We start from the raw sequence: 17,794 nt of genomic DNA, 5'->3' as shown, positions 1-17,794 counted from the left end.
TACAGGGTGTGGGACTGAAACCGTTCGAACAGATCGTCACCGAGTACGGGCCGGTGGTGCTGCGGGTGTGCCGGGCGCTACTGGGCCCGTTCGACGCCGAGGATGCCTGGTCGGAGACCTTCCTCGCCGCATTGCGTGCCTATCCGGAATTGCCGGACGGTAGCAATGTAGAGGCTTGGTTGGTGACCATTGCGCATCGCAAGGCCGTCGATGCCCATCGCCTCCGGCAGCGGGTGCCAATTCCGACGGACGAGGTTCCGGAACGGGCGACGGTGACGGGCGTGCCCGGTTCGTGGGATCACGAACTGTGGGACGCGCTCGCAAAATTGCCGTTCACGCAGCGCGCCGCCGTTGTCTACCACCACCTCGCCGGACTGCCCTACGCGGAGGTCGCGGTGATTCTCGGAAACAGCACCGACGCCGCCCGACGGGCCGCGTCCGACGGCGTGGCCCGGCTGCGCCGAACGTACCCGTCGCCCACACACCCCGTGCTCGCACAGAAGGGAGTGTCCCGATGAGCACCATCTCGTTCCCGATCGACAACGACAGCTCGGAGGTCCTGCGCCGCCTGCACTCACGACTGGCCGCCGATGCCGATCACGCCGGCCTGCTCGACATCGCCTACCGCACTGTCGACACCCCGATCGGCCCATTGCTCCTGGCGGCCACGAACACCGGTCTGGTGCGGGTCGCCTTCGTCCGAGAGGGTCGCGACGCGGTGCTGGCGCAGCTCTCCGAGCAAGTCAGTCCCCGCATTCTCGAGGTGCCCGCGCGTCTGGACGATGCTGCGCGACAGCTCGACGAGTATTTCGCGCATCGGCGCACCCACTTCGAGGTTCCGCTGGATCTGCGGCTATCGCGCGGGTTCCGCCGGGAGGTGCTGACCCACCTGCCCGACATCGGCTACGGGCGTACCGCAAGCTACGCGGAGGTCGCGGAGGCGGCGGGCAGCCCCCGCGCGGTTCGTGCGGTCGGCACCGCGTGCGCCACCAACCCGCTGCCGCTGTTCGTGCCGTGCCACCGGGTGGTGCGCAGTGACGGCAGCACCGGGCAGTACGTCGGCGGCTCGGCAGCGAAGCTGACGCTACTGACGTTGGAGGCGGCGTGAGCGCGCCGCCGCTCGCCGGCCGCGTCCACGCCCTGGACTGGACGTCTCTGCGCGACGAGCTCGACACTTTCGGCGGTGCACAGTCCGGTCCGGTGCTCACGCGGGACGAATGCCATGCCCTCGCCGACCTCTACGATGAGCCGGGCCGGTTCCGCTCAACCGTCGACATGGCGCGGCATCGGTACGGCTCCGGGCAGTACCGTTACTTCGACTACCCATTGCCGGATCCGATCGTCGAGATGCGCGCGATGTTCTACGTGAAACTCCTTCCGGTTGCTCGCGAATGGGCGTGGCGGCTGGGCCGGACGGCACCGTGGCCGGACACCCTCGACGAGTGGCTCGCGATGTGTCACGCTGCCGGGCAGCGTCGAGCGACGCCCCTGTTGTTGCGGTACGGGGTCGGCGATTGGAATGCGCTGCATCGGGATCTGTACGGCGAGTTGGTGTTTCCGCTGCAGGTGGTGATCGGGCTGGACGAACCCGGCGTCGACCACGAGGGCGGCGAGTTCCTCCTCGTCGAGCAGCGGGCCCGTGCGCAGTCCCGCGGCACCGCGACGGTGCTGCGCCAGGGGCACGCGTTCGTGTTCACGACGCAGGACCGTCCGGTGCAGTCGGCACGGGGATGGTCTGCGGCGCCGATACGACACGGGGTGAGTACGGTGCGCGCCGGGAGTCGTCGCACGCTCGGACTGGTCCTCCACGACGCGGAATGAGAGACGCTGTATGCGGAACGTACAAAGTCGCGGATCATGTACAAATTGATCGACAGTTCGGGACTGACGTATCAGAGCCCCATGCCAGGCACGCTCGGTGGGCACCGGAGGCATCGCATCTACGGTCGGCTCGATTGCCCAGGGGCGGCCCGCGCCATCGCGCGCGGTGGGTACGTGACGCAGCGGGTGTTCTTCGCTGACGAAGACACCGCGATTGCTGCCGGATACCGGCCGTGTGCGGTGTGTCTGCGCCAGCGGTACAACGAATGGAAAGCACACAACCGGAAGGGAAGTCGGTAATTGTCGGCGCTCATCCCCCGGCCTCGCCGCTCCGTCGCGGGGGGCGCCGTGCTGGTTCCCGACTGGCTCGACCTCGACGAGCAGCGCGGGCTCGTCGAGGCGTGTCGAGGGTGGGTGCGCGGCCCGGTGCCGATGCGGGCCGCCCGGCTGCCCACCGGGCACGCGATGTCGGTACAGACCGTCTGCCTCGGCTGGCACTGGCAGCCCTACCGGTACAGCCGTACCGCCGATGACGCCGGCGGTGGCCGGGTGTTACCACTGCCGGAATGGTTGGTGCAGTTGGGAAAAAGGGCCGTCGCTGACGCCTATGGCAATCGGGTGGTGGGTGCCGAGTACGAACCGGACGCTGCGCTGATCAACTTCTACGACGGCACCGCCCGCATGGGCATGCACCGCGATCAGGAGGAGCGGTCGGACGCGCCCGTGGTGTCGCTGAGCATCGGCGACACCTGCACCTTCCGGTTCGGAAATACCGAGAATCGGGGCCGGCCGTATACCGATGTCGAACTGGAGTCGGGGGACCTCTTCGTGTTCGGTGGTCCGTCTCGATTCGCGTATCACGGTGTGCCGAAGGTACTTCCGGGAACCGCTGACCCGGACTGCGGACTGGTGAGTGGGCGGCTCAACATAACGCTGCGTGTGACCGGCCTGGCGGATCCGCGATGAGAACGGTGGAGTCACGCACACGCCGGCGCTCGTGCCGGGTTCCTCGTAGGAGACGCTCGATCGCGACGGAGACGCTCGATCGCGACCTTCCGAAGTCGGGCATAATGCCCATTGACCGACCTGAACCCACCCGAGACCAGGAGTGCCCCGGTGATCAGCGACCTGCAGAGTGAATTCCAAGGCCTTCCCGTCACGGAGTTTCCGAGCGACCCCGACCCCGCTGCCAGCACACCCCCGCAGGGCCCGGTCGCCTGGCGGATCTCGGTTCCTACGCACGAGGCGCCCGTCGCATGGCCGGAGGCATTCGACACATTCCGTGCCGCAGTCGATCCGTCGACGGTGCAGGCGATCGTCGTGGGCAGCTGGGCCGATCCGTACGACGAGGGCTCAGGTCCCGTGGTGGAGGCCCTCGTCGCGGCCGCCGGGGAATTCCCGGCACTGCGGTCCCTGTTCCTGGGCGACATGACCGCCGAGGACTGCGAGATCTCGTGGATCGTGCAGTCGGATATCACCGCCTTGCTGACGGCGTTTCCCCGGCTGGAGCACCTGGGGGTGCGTGGCGGCAACCAGCTGATGCTGAACCCCGTCCGGCACGAGAACCTGCGCAGCCTGGTGATCGAAACGGGCGGGCTGTCCGCTGACGTGGTTCGAGCCGTGGCCGCCTCGGAACTACCGGCCCTGACTGATCTGGAATTGTGGCTGGGTACAGAGGAATACGGCGCAGACTCGACCGTCGAAGACCTGGCTCCGATTCTCGCCGGCGTGAATTTCCCCCGGTTGACCGGCCTCGCGCTGTCCAACAGTGAGTACCAGGACGACATCGCTGCAGCCGTCGCGGCGGCGCCGATCGTTCCGCAGCTGCGTGCCCTGGACCTGTCCAAGGGTGTGCTGCTGGACGCGGGCGCCGAGGCGCTGCTCGCCGGACAATCGCTCACCCACCTCGAGTCACTGGATCTGCACCACAACTACCTGAGCGACGACATGCGGGAGCGTCTACGCGCGGCACTCGAACCGTCCGGAGTGCAACTGAACCTAGACGGTGAAGACGCCGAGGAAGACGAGTACGACGGAACGATCTACCGGTCGGTCGCGGTCGGCGAATGACCCGTCCCCGCCTCGCGGTCGTGGGCAATCCGGAGAACCGCCGCGTGACACTGCTACTGGATGCCGCAGCCCGTTTCGGTATGCCCACCCCGCGGGTGGTGTCCTGGCGCGAGGTGCTCACCACGCGCGGGGCACGGTTCGACGCCGACGAGTGGGTGCGACTCGACTCGCCCGGCGAAGACCGCGAGGTCGATGCACTGCTGCGCGGACCCGGGGACCCGACACGGATTGCGGACGGTACCCGGTGGTATGCGTCGCTGCTCGCTGCGGTCGGCACGCTGCGCGGCGGGCGCTGGCTGACCGATCCGGACGACCTGGCCGTGCTGTTCGACAAGCGCCGGTGCCATGGTTCACTCGCGAGTAACGGTGTACCGGTGCCGATCTCGCCCACCTCGGGAGGAGAAGCGCCAGTGCCGCGGAACTGGCCCGAGGTGCGCGAGCTGGCTGCGGCGGCCGGGCTACGGCGGTTCTTCGTCAAGCCCGCGCACGGATCCTCCGCGGCCGGGGTGGTCGCTGTCGAGACCGCCTCCGGGGGCCGGGTCCAGGCGCGCAGCAGCGTGGAGATCGCGGTGGACGGTGTCTACAACTCGCTGCGGGTACGCCGACTGACGGGCGAAGGCGAGGTCGGCGCCCTCGTCGACGCGCTGGCCGGTGAACGTCTGCACATCGAGGCATGGTTGCCGAAGCCGTCGCGGCAGGGTCGCGCCGCCGATCTGCGGGTCGTGGTGGTCGCCGGGCAGGCGACCCATGCGGTACTGCGTACCAGCGTGCACCCGATGACCAATCTGCACCTGGGCGGACAACGCGGCGGCCTGGAGATCGCGCGGGCAGGCTTCGACGCCGCAGGATACGGCTGGGACAACGCGCTCGCCATTGCGGAACGGGCCGCCGCCTGCTTCCCGCGTACCCTGTGTGTCGGGGTGGATCTGTTGCCCGCCGCGAACTGGCGTGGCGCCGCAGTCGGTGAGGTGAACGCGTTCGGAGACCTGCTTCCGGGCCTGCCCGGGCTCCCGGGCCGCGCCGACGGTCTCGACACCTATGCGGCGCAACTGGCCGCGGCCGAAGGATGGGCCGATGTCGCAGCAGCCTGACATGAACACCGTCGTCGGCTCCGACGACATCCTGCTGATCACGCTCGACACCCTGCGTTACGACGTGGCCTGTGAACTCGCTGCCGCGGGTCGGATCCCGAACCTCGCGCGGCAGCTGCCCGGTGGACGCTGGGAGGAACGTCATGCCCCCGGCAGCTTCACGTACGCCTCGCACCAGGCGATGTTCGCCGGGTTCCTGCCCACCCCGGTCGGGCAGGGGCCGCACCCGCGACTGTTCGCGGCCGAGTTCGGTGGCAGCGAGTCGACCGCGAACGGGACATTCGTGTTCGAGGAGCCGCATCTCGTTGCGGGCCTTGCCGCTGTCGGCTATCACACGGTGTGCATCGGCGGTGTCGGCTTCTTCAACCGCCGGGGCGCGCTGGGCTCGGTGCTGCCCGACATGTTCGACGAGGCGCACTGGTCTCCCGAGCTGGGTGTGACCTCGGCGACCTCTTTCGAGGCGCAGGCGGACCTGGCGGCGCAGGTGGTGGCCGGGCTTCCCGCCGAACGCCGCCTGTTCCTGTTCGTCAACGTTTCGGCTCTGCACCAACCGAACTGGTTCTTCGCCGAGGGTGCGACCGCCGATGACGGGGACTCTCGGGCGACGCACGCGGCCGCGCTGGAATACGTGGACCGGCACATCGGGCTACTGTTCGCCGCCATGTCGAGCCGGCGACGATGTTTCGCGATCGTGTGCTCCGACCACGGCACCACCTATGGCGAAGACGGCTACACCGGGCACCGGCTGGGCCACCCCCTGGTGTGGACCGTGCCCTATGCCCACTTCTTCCTCGAGGGACCGAGATGACCGCCGTCGACCTGCCCCTGCCGGTACCGCCGAACTTCGTCGCCTCGGAATATGTTGCGCCATATCAGAATTACGTCTATGCGTATCCACACAAGACCGCCTACCGGCCGCTCGGCCCGCGTCCGGCCCTGACCGAGCTGTGGGCGGACGAACCGCAGGACGCGTTGTCGCTGTACCTGCACGTGCCGTTCTGCGAGGTGCGGTGCGGATTCTGCAACCTCTTCACCCGCGTCGGCGCGCCGGGCGAGCTGACCACCCGATACCTGGACGCCCTGGAGCGGCAGGCCGAGGCGGTGCGCGAGGCCCTGGCGCCCTCGGCCCGGTTCGCGACGGCGGCCTTCGGCGGCGGTACCCCCACCTACCTGACCGCGGCGGAACTGGACCGGCTGTGCGACATCGCCGAAGGCATGGGGGCGGACCTGCGGGCGATCCCCCTGTCGGTGGAGGCATCCCCGTCGACGGCCACCGCCGACCGGCTCGCTGTGCTGGCCGGGCGCGGCGTCACCCGGCTCAGCCTCGGGGTCCAGAGCTTCGACGAGACCGATGTCAGGGCTGCGGTCCGACCGCAACGACGCGCGGACGTGGAGGCCTCACTGCAACGGATCCGGGATGCGGCCATCGACGTCCTGAACATCGATCTGATCTACGGGATCGACGGCCAGACACCGGAATCCTGGATCGCCTCCCTGGACGCGGCGCTGGCCTGGCGTCCCGAGGAGCTGTACCTGTACCCGCTGTATGTGCGACCGCTGACGGGCCTGGCCCGGCGCAGCGGTGGACCCGACCCGGACTGGGATGCACACCGGCTCGACCTCTACCGCCGCGGCCGCGACCACCTGATCGCCGCGGGTTATGTTCAGGAGTCGATGCGCATGTTCCGTCGCGCCGACGCCCCCGACGTCGGCCCGGACGACTACGCCTGCCAGACCGACGGCATGATCGGACTCGGTTGTGGGGCAAGGTCGTACACCCGGGATCTGCACTATTCCTTCGACTACGCGGTCGACGCAAGGGAAGTGCGTGCCATCATCGACGACTACGTCTCGGGCACCGTCGACGACTTCCGTCGTGCCGTGGTGGGTCACGCGATGACGGAGGACGAGACCCGGCGCCGGCATCTGCTGCAGTCCGTGCTGCAGGCCGCAGGAATGCTGTTGGCAGACTACCGGTTCCGATTCGGAACAGATCCCCACGAGCATTTCGGCACCGAGCTGGACCGGTGGTCCGACCGGGGATGGCTGTTGTCCGAGGGTGGTCGGCTGCGGCTGACCGCGCTGGGCATGGCGTACTCCGACGCCCTGGGGCCCGAGCTTTTTTCGCCGCAGGTGCGCGCCGCGATGGCCGAGTACGAGGGGCGATGACGGTGCTGACCATCCTGTACCGGGGTCCGCTGGCGTCCTGCGACTATGACTGCCCGTACTGTCCGTTCGCCAAACGCCGGGACACTCCCGAGCAGCTACGGGCGGACCGGGCGGCGCTGGAGCGCTTCTGCGTGTGGGTGGAAGACCAGGATCAGGAGCTGTCGATCCTGTTCACCCCGTGGGGGGAGGGTCTGGTGCGGTCCTGGTACCGGCGGGCCCTGGTGGACCTGTCCCGGCTGGCTCACGTCCGCCGGGTGGCGATCCAGACCAATCTCAGCTGCCGTACCGGCTGGCTGGCCGGCGCCGACCTCGACACGGTCGCATTGTGGTGCACATACCACCCCGGACAGACGCCGCACGACCGATTCCGCACCAAAACAACGGAATTGACCGATCTCGGCGTGCGGTTCAGCGTGGGCGTCGTAGGACTTCCGGAGCATCTGGAGGCCGCCCGCCGGCTGCGCGCCGAGCTACCCGACCCGGTGTACCTGTGGGTCAACGCCGCCGAGGGGCATGAATACGCCGACGCCGACGCGGCGGACTGGACGGCGATCGACCCGCTCTTCGAATTCAGCCGGCATCCGCACCGGACGCGGGGGCGCGCGTGCCGCACCGGCGACACGGTGGTGTCCGTCGACGGTGAGGGCACCGTCCGGCGCTGCCATTTCGTCCCCGAGGAACTGGGCAATCTGTACGACGGCTCTTTCCGAGAGGCGCTGCAACCGCGACCCTGCCCGCTGGATGTCTGCGACTGTCACATCGGCTACGTGCACACCGAGCAGCTTCCGCTGTACGACGTCTTCGCTGGCGGTGTGCTGGAACGAATCCCGGCGGAGCCGGTGTGGCTGTCGCTCCCCGAGCTACGGCTGGCACGGGAACGATGAGTCGTTGCGATCTGATCCGGCGATACTGGATTCCATGACCTCTGCCTCGTCCGGTGGCCTGCGAGTGGAACGACTGCGCTTGCCGTTCCACCCACCGTTCACTACCGCCCCGATGCTCGGAGCCCTGGCCGCGCACGCCGTCGACGGACTCGAGCGGCACGACGGCGACACCGGTGCGCACACTCGTGTCGTACCGGCCGAGCACGGCCCCGCATTGGTGACGGTGGAGTTCGATGCCCCAGATCACGTGTCCGCGGCGGTCCTTCCCGCACACACAGACGACGTCCCGCACGTCCTCTTGCTCGTTCGCCGTTGGCTGGACCTCGACGCCGACCCGGCAACGGTCGATGCGGCGCTGCTGAATCACCCGACCCTCGCGCCGCATGTCGCCGCTCGTCCCGGGTTGCGCGTGCTCGGTTCGGTGGACGGCTTCGAGACGGCGGTGCTGACGGTCCTCGGGCAGCAGGTGTCGCTCTCGGCGGCAAGGACCTTCGGATCGCGGCTGGTCGCCGCGTTCGGCGATTCGACCGATTTCGACGGTTTCACCAGTTTCCCCGCGCCCGAGACACTTGCCGGGCTCGATCCGTCGGTCGTCCAGCAGACCGTCGGCCTCACCGGAGCGCGGGCCCGGACCGTGCAGGCGCTCGCCGCGGCGGCGGCGGACGGTCTGCACCTGGGTCCGGACGCCGACCCCCATGAGTTCCGCACCGGACTGCTCGCCCTGCCCGGCATCGGGCCGTGGACGGTGGACTATCTGTCCGTGCGCGTCCTCGGCGACCGGGACGCCTACCCGTCCGGCGATCTGGTGCTACGACGCGCGCTGGGAGTGAAGACGCCGCGGGAGGCCGCCGCGGCATCGGAATCGTGGCGGCCGTGGCGCGCCTACGCTCTGTTCCATCTGTGGACGGCGCAGGCGTTCCTGTGAGTCAGCTCTGCCCGGCGCGCACCCCCTTCTCGACGCGGTCGCCGAGACCCTTGTCGACGTTGCGCCAGTACTCGAATGCCCGCACCAGGACAGGCTCGGTGACTCCGTCGAGCAGATGCCCGACGATGTTCGACACCAACCGGTCGCGGCCGGCGTCGTCGAGCACGTCGCGCACCATCGTGCCGGCTTGACCCCAGTCGTCGTCGTCCTTGCGGAGGGTGTACGCCTGGCGGACCATCTCGCCGTCGGTGAACCAGCCCGGCGACTCGCCCGAGACCGCGACGTCGGCATGTGGGCCACCCTTCGAGTTCGGGACGTAGACCGGATCGCCCGGATTGTGGTGCCGCAGCTGCCCATCCTTGGTGTACGAGCGCCGCGGCGCGGCGTGCGGGGAATTGACCGGCAGCTCCTTGTAGTTGGAGCCGATCCGGTAGCGGTGCGCGTCCGGGTACGAGAACCAGCGCCCCAGCAGCATCTTGTCGGGGCTCGGGCCGGTGCCCGGTACCGAGCTGCTCGGCTCGAACGCCGCCTGCTCGATCTCGCAGTGGTAGTCGGCCGGGTTGCGGTCGAGTTTCATGGTGCCGACGTCGATCAGCGGGTAGTCACCGTGCGGCCACACCTTGGTCAGATCGAATGGGTTGAACCGGTAGGTCTTCGCCTCCTCGTAGGGCATGATCTGCATCTTCAGCGTCCACGTCGGATAGTCGCCGCCATCGATGTGCTCCCACAGGTCACGCATGTGATAGTCGGTGTCCATCGCGGCCATCTGGTCGCCCTCGGCCTGCGTGAGGAACTCGCTACCCTGATCGGTCTTGAAGTGATACTTCACCCAGAACCGGTCGCCCTTCGCGTTGACCCACATGTAGGTGTGGCTCGAATACCCGTTCATGTGCCGCCACGAGCGGGGGATGCCGCGGTCGCCCATCAGCCATGTCACCTGGTGCGCCGACTCGGGAGACAGCGTCCAGAAGTCCCACTGCATGTCGTGGTCGCGTAGGTTGTTATCGGCTCGACGTTTCTGCGAGCGGATGAAGTCCTGGAACTTCATCGGATCGCGCATGAAGAACACCGGGGTGTTGTTGCCGACCATGTCGAAATTGCCCTGCTCGGTGTAGAACTTCAGGGCGAATCCGCGCGGATCGCGCCACGTGTCCGGGCTACCCCGCTCGCCGGCGACGGTGGAAAACCTCGCGAGCATCTCGGTCTTCTTTCCGGGCTGGAACAGGTCGGCTTTCGTGTAGGCGCTCACGTCGCTCGTGACCTCGAAGGTGCCGAAAGCGCCCCCACCCTTGGCGTGCGGCTGCCGTTCAGGCACCCGCTCGCGGTTGAACTGGGCCATCTTCTCGATCAGGTAGTAGTCCTGGAGCAGGATCGGCCCGTCGGGTCCGACGGTGAGCGAATGTTCGTCGCTGGGTACCGGGATTCCGGAGTCGTCGGTGGTGTAGTTCGGATCTGACATCTCATTCCTTCCCTACGAGTCACGTCACCGTGCGGAAGAGATGATGCTCGCGAAAGGGTTTGGGCTGCAGAGCATCATCGGTGGAGGCTCACCCGAACGCGCGGCGCATACCGGGTGCGCCATCCATCACCTACCAGCCGACCACTTCCGGGTCGATCCGTCAACCAGGAGCCGACTTCAGTCCTTTGCCCGCGCCAGCTTCGACGGCCACCAGATCGGCTTGCCGATGTCGTGCGAGAGCGCCGGCACCAGGACGCTGCGCACCACGATCGTGTCGAGCAGGACGCCGAACGCCACGGCGAAGCCCACCTCGGCGAGGAACACCAGCGGCAGTACGCCGAGGACCGCGAACGTGCCGGCCAGCACGATGCCCGCCGATGTGATGACACCGCCGGTGACCGCGAGGCCGCGTAGCACGCCCGAACGGGTGCCGTGTTCCTGCGTTTCTTCCCGGACTCGTGTCATCAGGAAGATGTTGTAGTCGATGCCCAGCGCTACGAGGAACACGAACGCGAACAACGGGAACGACTGGTCTGCTCCCGCGAAATGGAAGACGTGCGTGAAGAAGAATCCGCACACGCCGAGGGTTGCGGCGAACGACAGCACCACGGTTCCGATCAGGATCAGCGGTGTGACCAGCGCCCGCAGCAGCACCGCGAGCACGATGAAGATCACCACGAGCACGATCGGGATGATCAGGTTCCGGTCGTGCACCGACGCGGTCTGCACGTCGAGCGTCGCGGCGGAACCGCCGCCGACGAGGGCGTCGGCGCCGGGGACCGCGTGCAGCGTCTCGCGCAGGCGTTCGACCGTCCGTAGCGCCTCGGGCGAATCGTACGAATCGGCTAGTGCCACATTGATCACGGTCCGGCCGTCGATGGGCGCGACGTTCAGCGACGCGGGCGCGCACCCGGGCGGCAGTTGCTGCGGGCCGGTGCCGCCGAAGCTCTGCAGCAGAGCCTTCGCCTTCTCGATGTCAACCTGTACGCAGACGGATCCCGGTCCCTGGCGTACCCCCTCCACCCCGCTTGCCGCCGTGATCACCGCGTCGGCGCTCGACGCGTTCGCGGTGACTACCGCGGGAGCCCCGGCACCCTGATCGAAGTTGGCGTCGTAGAGTTCCTGGCCGACGACCGCATCGGGCCGGTTGGTGAAGTTCTCGGACGCAGTAAGGCCGGAGGTTTGCAGGCTACCGATGCCCACCGCGAACAGGATCAGCAGCAGCGCCGTCGCACCGATCCACGCCGGCCGGTTGCGGCGACCGACGAACTCGGCGATCCGGCCCCACATTCCATGTGTGGCAAGGTCGGTGGCGCCGTCCAGCTTCGGCCTCCGTGGCCAGAACACCCAGCGTCCTACCGCGGACAATGCGACCGGCAGGAACGTCATCATCACCAGATACGTGCATGCGATGCCGATCGCTGCAACCGGGCCCAGGCTCTTGTTGGAGTTCAACTGTGAGAACCCCAGACACAGCAGCCCGATGATCACGGTGAGTGCGGACGCGGTGATGGCGGGCGCGGATTCCCTCCACGCCTTGATCATCGCGTCGAAACGGTTGTCGTAGAAGTGCAGTTCCTCCCGATATCGGGAGATCAGTAGCAGCGCATAGTCGGTACCGGCACCGATCACGAGGACGAACAGTATGCCCTGACTCTGGCCGGTGAGCGTGAGGATCTCGTGGTCCGCGAGCAGATAGATCACCATCGAGGACAGGCCCAGGGCGAGCAGCGCCGAGAACAGCGGGAAGAACCACAGGACCGGCGAACGGTACACCACCAGCAGGATCAGGACCACCACCAGCAGTGCGACACCGAGCAGCGTGCTGTCGAGTCCCTCGAATGCGTCGATGAATGCGACAAGCAGCCCGCCCGGCCCGGCGGGCAGCACCTCGAGATCCGGGGCGACGGCGGCCTGCGCCGCCTCGAGTACGTCCTGCTCGGTGGCGGCGAGTTCGTTGCCCTGGACGGTGGTTCCGTCCTGTTTCGCGATCAGCGGCACGAACACCGACGCGGTGGTGCCGTCCTTCGAGATCTGGGTGGGTGTGACGCCGTCTGCGTCGACACCATCGACCGATGCCATCGACACCTTCGCACGGTCGATGGCAGCCTTGTCGTCGTCCGTGAGACCGTTGTCGCGGTGGAACACCACGGCGCCCGGAATGGTCTCCACTTTCAGGAACTTCGCGGTCTCGTTCGCGACGATCGTCGACTCGGCAGAGCTGGGAAGATAGGAAGCATTGTCGTTCTTCTGAACCTCGGCAAGCTTGCCCTGGAACGAGCCGCCCAGACCACCGAGGAAGAACGCGATGATCGCGATCGCGACGACCGTGAACACCGGCCACCGGCGCCGGGCACGAGGCTCTCTGCCCGCCGGGGTGTCTTCGGTGAACTCCACTCGGGTCATTGGTGCTCCTCGTACGCAGTCGCGGCCGGATACCAATGCAGATCAGTACAACACGGAGTGCAGGGTCCGGTGGGGAGAACGACGGAGGGGGCCGGCGGCGACTAGGTTCAGCGGAGATTGATACTCGAACCCACGATCCCTGGTAGGGGCGTCCGACGGGGACTATCCGTCCGTGGGTTCGTCAAGATTCTGGACCGCGCCTCCCGCTGTTCATCCGGGAAACAGTGCGTCCGCCGAAGCTATCCGATGCAGTCGGTGTAGAGGGGTAGCATCCCCCGACCCCCTGCTGCCTCGAGGCCCGGAGCCACCGTGTCGCGGTCGGAGAGAATGAAGTCGACATCCTTCGGCCACGGCAGTGCCAAGGCCGGGTCCAACGGGTCTATCGCCTGCTCGTACTCGGGCGTGTACGGAGTGCTCACCAGGTACGACATGACCGTGTTGTCCTCCAGTGCGAGGAAGGCGTGTGCGGTCCCCTTCGGGAAGTACACCGCCCGGTAGTGCTCGGTGTCCATCTGTACTGCGTCCCAGCAACCGAAGGTTGGAGATCCGATTCTGATGTCGACGATGATGTCGAGCGCGCGGCCGTGTGCGCAGAAGACGTACTTGCACTGTCCTGGTGGCGTGGTCGTGTAGTGCAGGCCGCGCAGGACTCCGCGCGAAGAGACGATGTGGTTCATCTGAGCAACGGGGAAACGATGGCCCACCGCCCCCACGAACGACGAATCCTGCAGCGGTGCAGCGAATATTCCTCGGCCATCTCGTATCGGTTCGGGTGTGAACTCGAACCCTCCCGAAACCGCCAGCTCGCGTATCTGCACCGTCAATCCATCCTTCCTCGTACGAAGCCGCGGTACATCCCCCACCCATCGGCGATATCTTGTTCGAGCTGGTTGAGCCGAGCAGTCACCGACTGGTCGAATCCATCGAGGAAGTACTCGTCACCCGGACGGGGCTCGACGGCCCTGCCCTCCAGCACGAAGTTCTCCACCACTTCACGCAGGCTGGTAGACGGGGTTACCCGGCCCGCGATATACCGGCTGGCGCCTTCCAAACCGGGAAAGCCCGCCTCGCGGTAGAGGTATACGTCACCGAGTAGATCGATCTGCACTGAAACCTGGGGATGTGCGGTGGGGCGCATCGTCTCCGGCAGGATTCGCAGCAGCTCGGCATCGACGCCTCTGCGTAGACTCTCCAACGCGTACCCGAGGTCAATGCGTATTCCGGGAGTTCGTTCGGCGGCGTAATCGAGGAACCGAACCAGTCCCTCGCGCAGCTGGGTTCGCTCCTGCTCCGACAGTCGGCCGTCGTCTCGACCGCTGTAATCCTCGCGCACCGTCACGAAGTCGAGCGGACGTTCCGGACTGGAACGATTGAGCTCGGCGATGAAGTCCACCAGATCGATGAGACGGTCGACCCGGCCAGGCAAGATGATGTAGTTGAAGCCGAGCTGTATCGGCTCCTGCCGTTCGGCGCGCATTCGCAGAAACGCCTGCAGGTTCTTCTTGACGCGTTCGAACGCGCCGCGCTTGCCGCAAGTGGATTCGTACTCTTCGTTGTTCAGCCCGTAGAGCGAGGTGCGGATGGCGCCGAGTTCCCACAGGCCGGCCTGACGATTCAGTGTCTGCTCAGTGAGGGCAAAGGCATTGGTGTACACGGTCAGGCTGAATCCCCGCCCGGCAGCGTGCGACACCAGCTCGCCGATTCCGGGATTGGTCAGCGGTTCCAGGCCGCCGGACAGGTAGATCGCGTTCGGATTGTCCGTCGGTACTTCATCGATGATCGCGGCTAGCGTCTCGTTGCCGACCGGTACCGTCTCGGCCTCGTAGCGGGCTCCGGTAACCCGCACGCAGAAGTGGCAGCGGAACATGCACGTCGGCCCGGGATACAAGCCGACACTGACGGGGAAGGCCGACCGGCGGTAAACCGCTGCGTCCAGCGCGCCCGCCGCGTCCAGCGGCCCGATTGTGTTGGTCCAGTACTTCCCGGCCGGTCCGCGTTCCACGGCGGTGCCCAAATCTGGGATACGCCCAAACAGGTCGAGCAGTCGTCCGAACTCTGCTCGGTCGACGTCGAGCTGCCTACGCATGTGCTCGAGCGGGGTGAACGGTTGCCGCCCATAGTGCGCAGCGAGGTCGGCGAGCCGGGCCGCGGAGACATCGGCGGCGGCGCTGTCGAGGCCGGTAAGGTCGACCACCTCCGAACTCAGGGCGTTCACCACCGCCCGCCGGTCGGCGTCCGGATGCGCAGCGTCCACGACTGCCGCCAGCTGGGTGTTTGTCGAACGAGTGTTGTTCATCGTGAGTGCAAACCTCCTGGCATGGTGCAAGTGGTCACGAACTTCTGCACATTCTCTGGTCCCATTGCGCGTTGATCAGCTCTCCATTGGTGACCGCGATCCGGACGATGTCGCACACTCGCCGGATGTCTTCACTGGACACTGCGGGGCCGGTAGGCAATGCGAGCACCTGTTCGGAGAGGTACTCGGTGTGCGCCAGCCGTACCGGCGGATCGCGCCGGTACGGCGGCATCTGATGGCACCCGGGTGAGAAGTATGGCTGCGCAATCACCTTCTCCGCCCGGAGGATTGCTTGCATTTGATCTCGGTCGATGCCAGTGGCGGTCTTGTCTACCGAGACAATCACGTACTGGTAGTTGTTCCGCTCTCGGGCATCGAATTGGTGCACGCTGATACCGCGGAGGCCGCGGAGCTCGGCGGAGTAGAGCGCGTGATTGGTGCGGTTGAGGTCTCGGGTCTCGGCGAAGGCGTCAAGCGAGGTGAGTCCCATTGCTGCGGCGCTCTCGCTCATCTTTCCGTTGGTGCCGATCTCGGCGACGGCGCGCTCCGGCGAAAGCCCGAAGTTGTGCATGGTACGGATCCGATCGGCGAGTTGCCCGTCGTCGGTCACGATCGCCCCGCCCTCGAATGATGTGACGGTCTTGGTTGCGTGAAAGCTGAACACCTCGGCGTCGCCGAACCCGCCTATCGCGCGGCCGTCGGCCGTGCAGCCCAGGGCATGCGCGGCGTCGAAGAACAGCTTGACCTGTTTGTCTGCAGCGATCTTGTGAAGCGCGTCGACCGGTGCGGCTCTGCCCCAGAGGTGAACTCCGACAATGGCGCCCGTACGCGGACTCACCAACGCCGCAGCATGATCCGGATCGATCAGCCCGGTCTCCGGGTCGACGTCGCAGAACACGGGTTCCAGTCCCAGCCAGCTCGCTGCATGCGCGGTGGCAGCGAAGGTCATCGATGGCATGATGACTTCGCCAGACACGTCACTGGCGCGCAGTACGAGCTGGAGAGCAACGGTCGCGTTGCAGGTGGCGACGCAATGACGTACGTCGGCCAAATCTGCTACCCGGCCCTCGAACTCGCGCACCAGTGGTCCGCCGTTCGTGAGCCAGTTGTTGTTCAACGCCCATTCCAGACGGGCGAAGAACCGGGTCCGATCTCCGATCGTGGGTCTGCCCACATAAAGATCGTGTAGGAACGCCGCGGGCCCGCCGAAGATCGCCAGGTCGGTCAGTGCTCGCTTCATGCGATGTTCCCGGTGTAGACGGCCGCGGCGATTGCGACGAGGCTCCGGAGTTGAATGTTGGCGTAGTGGCTGTGCCCGATGAGGTAGGTGATCTGATCGAAGGTCATCCACCGGTGGTCGGGGGTGTCGCTGTCGCCGAAATCGTCGGGAACTTCAATCAGCATGTATCGGTTCTCGCTGCGGTAGAAGCGGCCACCTTCCTCCGAATGGAAACCGTCGTAACGGATTTGCTTGCGTGGTGCGTTGATCACGTAGTCCACGTACGACGGCCGGTCTTCTTCCGGGGCACCCGCGTAGTTCTCCGGCTGGCAGTGCACCGTCGGTGCGAGCTCGGCTACGTCGACACCACCCGCCTCGGTACGTAATTGCACAAGTGCATGAAAAGTGCCTCCGATGTCTTTGACCAACAGGGCCAGCAATCCGCAGTTGGCCGGCGACAGTAGCGGCTGCATCCATGAGTTGACCTCGCGGTCGGTGGTTCTCACGGTGACACCGAAAACGTCGAAGTACTTCTTCTCCTCGTGTTCGATGGCGTTGTCGGTGCGGATCCAGCCGCTGCGCTCGATGTCTTGCAACGGGCGGGTGCGCTGCACCAGCTCACGCCTAGTGCGAACGTCGGAGATCCAACTCAGCAGAGTGTTCATGTTGTGGACCGAAGTGCCACCGCCGATGAACGAATGGAGCAACTGCGCCGGAAATCCGCGGGGCAGGCTGGCGAGTACCTCGTCGGCCTGGCTGCCCCCGACCACAGTCGGGATGCAGGCCAGAACCGTCCGCAGATCCATGTTGACCACGTTGTCGCAGTGCAGCATTGCGCGCAGCTGCGGGAGAGTGAGCCAGCGGAAGTTCGGGTGGTCGGGCAGGTCGTCGAACACTTCGACGATCACATTCCGGTTGCGCTTGCGTAGAAACCAGGCGCCCTGTTCGGACTGCAACACGTCGACCAGGGTCCGCTTCGGGCGCGTGCCGTTGAAGTACTCCAGGAATCGCACCTTCGAGCCTCGGTGGACACCGGTATAGTTGCTCCGGGTCGCCTGCACGGTCGGAGAGAGCTGGACGGCGTTGATGTTGCCCGGTTCAGCCTTGGCTTGCACCAACAGGTGCAGAACCCCGTCGAACTCCTTGACAATCAGGCCGAGGAAGCCGATCTCCGGTTGCACAATGATGGGCTGGATCCAGTCTCGTCGCCAGCCGAAGTTGGTCCTTACGTGCAGGCCCTCGATCGAGAAGAACCGTCCCGAATCGTGGGCCAACCGGCCGTCATCGGTCTGGAACGACCAGGAGTCCATCGCACTGAACGGGACTCGTTGGACGTCGAGCTGTTGAGTCGCAGCATTCTCCGTGAGCCAATCGTGGATTTCGCTTGTGGCAGTGGAAGTTCCAGGAACAGATCCACTGATAATGAAACGCATTGCTGTATGCGAAGATTCCGG

At 66.3% G+C, this 17,794-nt stretch carries 17 protein-coding genes; 11 read left to right on the top strand and 6 right to left on the bottom strand.

Annotated features, from left to right (window positions below):
* The first annotated feature begins 8 nt into the window (after positions 1–8).
* The 11 genes from ERC79_RS09850 to ERC79_RS09800 all read left to right on the top strand — a co-directional run bounded on the left by ERC79_RS09850 (position 9) and on the right by ERC79_RS09800 (position 8,960).
* The gene (locus ERC79_RS09850) at positions 9–518 is read left to right on the top strand and encodes an RNA polymerase sigma factor (protein ID WP_242676868.1); all 510 of its coding nucleotides are present in this window, start codon (positions 9–11) and stop codon (positions 516–518) included.
* Positions 515–1,108: a methylated-DNA--[protein]-cysteine S-methyltransferase gene (locus ERC79_RS09845; protein WP_131577764.1), complete on the top strand. Its 594-nt coding sequence runs from the start codon at positions 515–517 to the stop codon at positions 1,106–1,108. Before ERC79_RS09850 ends, ERC79_RS09845 begins: the two co-directional genes overlap by 4 nt.
* On the top strand, positions 1,105–1,821 hold the full coding sequence (locus ERC79_RS09840) for a 2OG-Fe(II) oxygenase (protein WP_131577762.1): 717 nt from the start codon (positions 1,105–1,107) through the stop codon (positions 1,819–1,821). Before ERC79_RS09845 ends, ERC79_RS09840 begins: the two co-directional genes overlap by 4 nt.
* Before the next feature lie 36 nt (positions 1,822–1,857).
* On the top strand, positions 1,858–2,121 hold the full coding sequence (locus tag ERC79_RS09835; RefSeq protein ID WP_131577760.1) for an Ada metal-binding domain-containing protein: 264 nt from the start codon (positions 1,858–1,860) through the stop codon (positions 2,119–2,121).
* Positions 2,122–2,787: an alpha-ketoglutarate-dependent dioxygenase AlkB gene (locus ERC79_RS09830; protein WP_131577758.1), complete on the top strand. Its 666-nt coding sequence runs from the start codon at positions 2,122–2,124 to the stop codon at positions 2,785–2,787.
* Between the two features lie 150 nt (positions 2,788–2,937).
* Entirely contained in the window at positions 2,938–3,891 is a 954-nt protein-coding gene (locus ERC79_RS09825) for an STM4015 family protein (RefSeq protein WP_131577756.1), read from the top strand.
* Positions 3,888–4,982 (top strand): STM4014 family protein, encoded by a 1,095-nt coding sequence (locus tag ERC79_RS09820; RefSeq protein ID WP_131577754.1) that lies wholly within the window; start codon positions 3,888–3,890, stop codon positions 4,980–4,982. Before ERC79_RS09825 ends, ERC79_RS09820 begins: the two co-directional genes overlap by 4 nt.
* Positions 4,966–5,790: an STM4013/SEN3800 family hydrolase gene (locus tag ERC79_RS09815; protein ID WP_242676793.1), complete on the top strand. Its 825-nt coding sequence runs from the start codon at positions 4,966–4,968 to the stop codon at positions 5,788–5,790. The genes ERC79_RS09820 and ERC79_RS09815 overlap by 17 nt, the downstream gene beginning before the upstream one ends.
* Positions 5,787–7,151: an STM4012 family radical SAM protein gene (locus tag ERC79_RS09810; protein ID WP_131577752.1), complete on the top strand. Its 1,365-nt coding sequence runs from the start codon at positions 5,787–5,789 to the stop codon at positions 7,149–7,151. Before ERC79_RS09815 ends, ERC79_RS09810 begins: the two co-directional genes overlap by 4 nt.
* Positions 7,148–8,035: an STM4011 family radical SAM protein gene (locus tag ERC79_RS09805; RefSeq protein ID WP_131577750.1), complete on the top strand. Its 888-nt coding sequence runs from the start codon at positions 7,148–7,150 to the stop codon at positions 8,033–8,035. The genes ERC79_RS09810 and ERC79_RS09805 overlap by 4 nt, the downstream gene beginning before the upstream one ends.
* Positions 8,036–8,147: 112 nt before the next feature.
* Complete coding sequence (locus ERC79_RS09800) at positions 8,148–8,960, top strand: AlkA N-terminal domain-containing protein (RefSeq protein ID WP_242676867.1); 813 nt, start codon at positions 8,148–8,150, stop codon at positions 8,958–8,960.
* 1 nt (position 8,961) lies between these two features.
* On the opposite strand, the gene ERC79_RS09795 is transcribed toward ERC79_RS09800, so the two are convergent.
* From ERC79_RS09795 to ERC79_RS09770, 6 genes are all read right to left on the bottom strand, one after another.
* On the bottom strand, positions 8,962–10,419 hold the full coding sequence (locus ERC79_RS09795) for a catalase (RefSeq protein WP_131577746.1): 1,458 nt from the start codon (positions 10,417–10,419) through the stop codon (positions 8,962–8,964).
* 177 nt (positions 10,420–10,596) lie between these two features.
* Positions 10,597–12,825, bottom strand: coding sequence for an MMPL family transporter (locus ERC79_RS09790; RefSeq protein WP_131577744.1), 2,229 nt, complete (start codon positions 12,823–12,825; stop codon positions 10,597–10,599).
* Between the two features lie 239 nt (positions 12,826–13,064).
* Positions 13,065–13,643: a dTDP-4-dehydrorhamnose 3,5-epimerase family protein gene (locus ERC79_RS09785; RefSeq protein WP_131580957.1), complete on the bottom strand. Its 579-nt coding sequence runs from the start codon at positions 13,641–13,643 to the stop codon at positions 13,065–13,067.
* A 2-nt stretch (positions 13,644–13,645) separates the two neighbouring features.
* Entirely contained in the window at positions 13,646–15,121 is a 1,476-nt protein-coding gene (gene desII / locus ERC79_RS09780) for a dTDP-4-amino-4,6-dideoxy-D-glucose ammonia-lyase (RefSeq protein ID WP_131577742.1), read from the bottom strand.
* 34 nt (positions 15,122–15,155) lie between these two features.
* Positions 15,156–16,361, bottom strand: coding sequence for a dTDP-4-dehydro-6-deoxyglucose aminotransferase (locus tag ERC79_RS09775; RefSeq protein WP_131577740.1), 1,206 nt, complete (start codon positions 16,359–16,361; stop codon positions 15,156–15,158).
* The gene (locus tag ERC79_RS09770) at positions 16,358–17,773 is read right to left on the bottom strand and encodes an NDP-hexose 2,3-dehydratase family protein (protein WP_207390457.1); all 1,416 of its coding nucleotides are present in this window, start codon (positions 17,771–17,773) and stop codon (positions 16,358–16,360) included. The genes ERC79_RS09775 and ERC79_RS09770 overlap by 4 nt, the downstream gene beginning before the upstream one ends.
* Positions 17,774–17,794 lie beyond the last annotated feature (21 nt).

Origin of the sequence: Rhodococcus sp. ABRD24, assembly GCF_004328705.1 — a bacterium.
In the GTDB taxonomy this organism is placed as follows: Bacteria; Actinomycetota; Actinomycetes; order Mycobacteriales; family Mycobacteriaceae; genus Prescottella.
The sequence above is the reverse complement of the archived record's forward strand: the minus strand, read 5'-3'. Positions and strand labels throughout refer to the sequence as shown.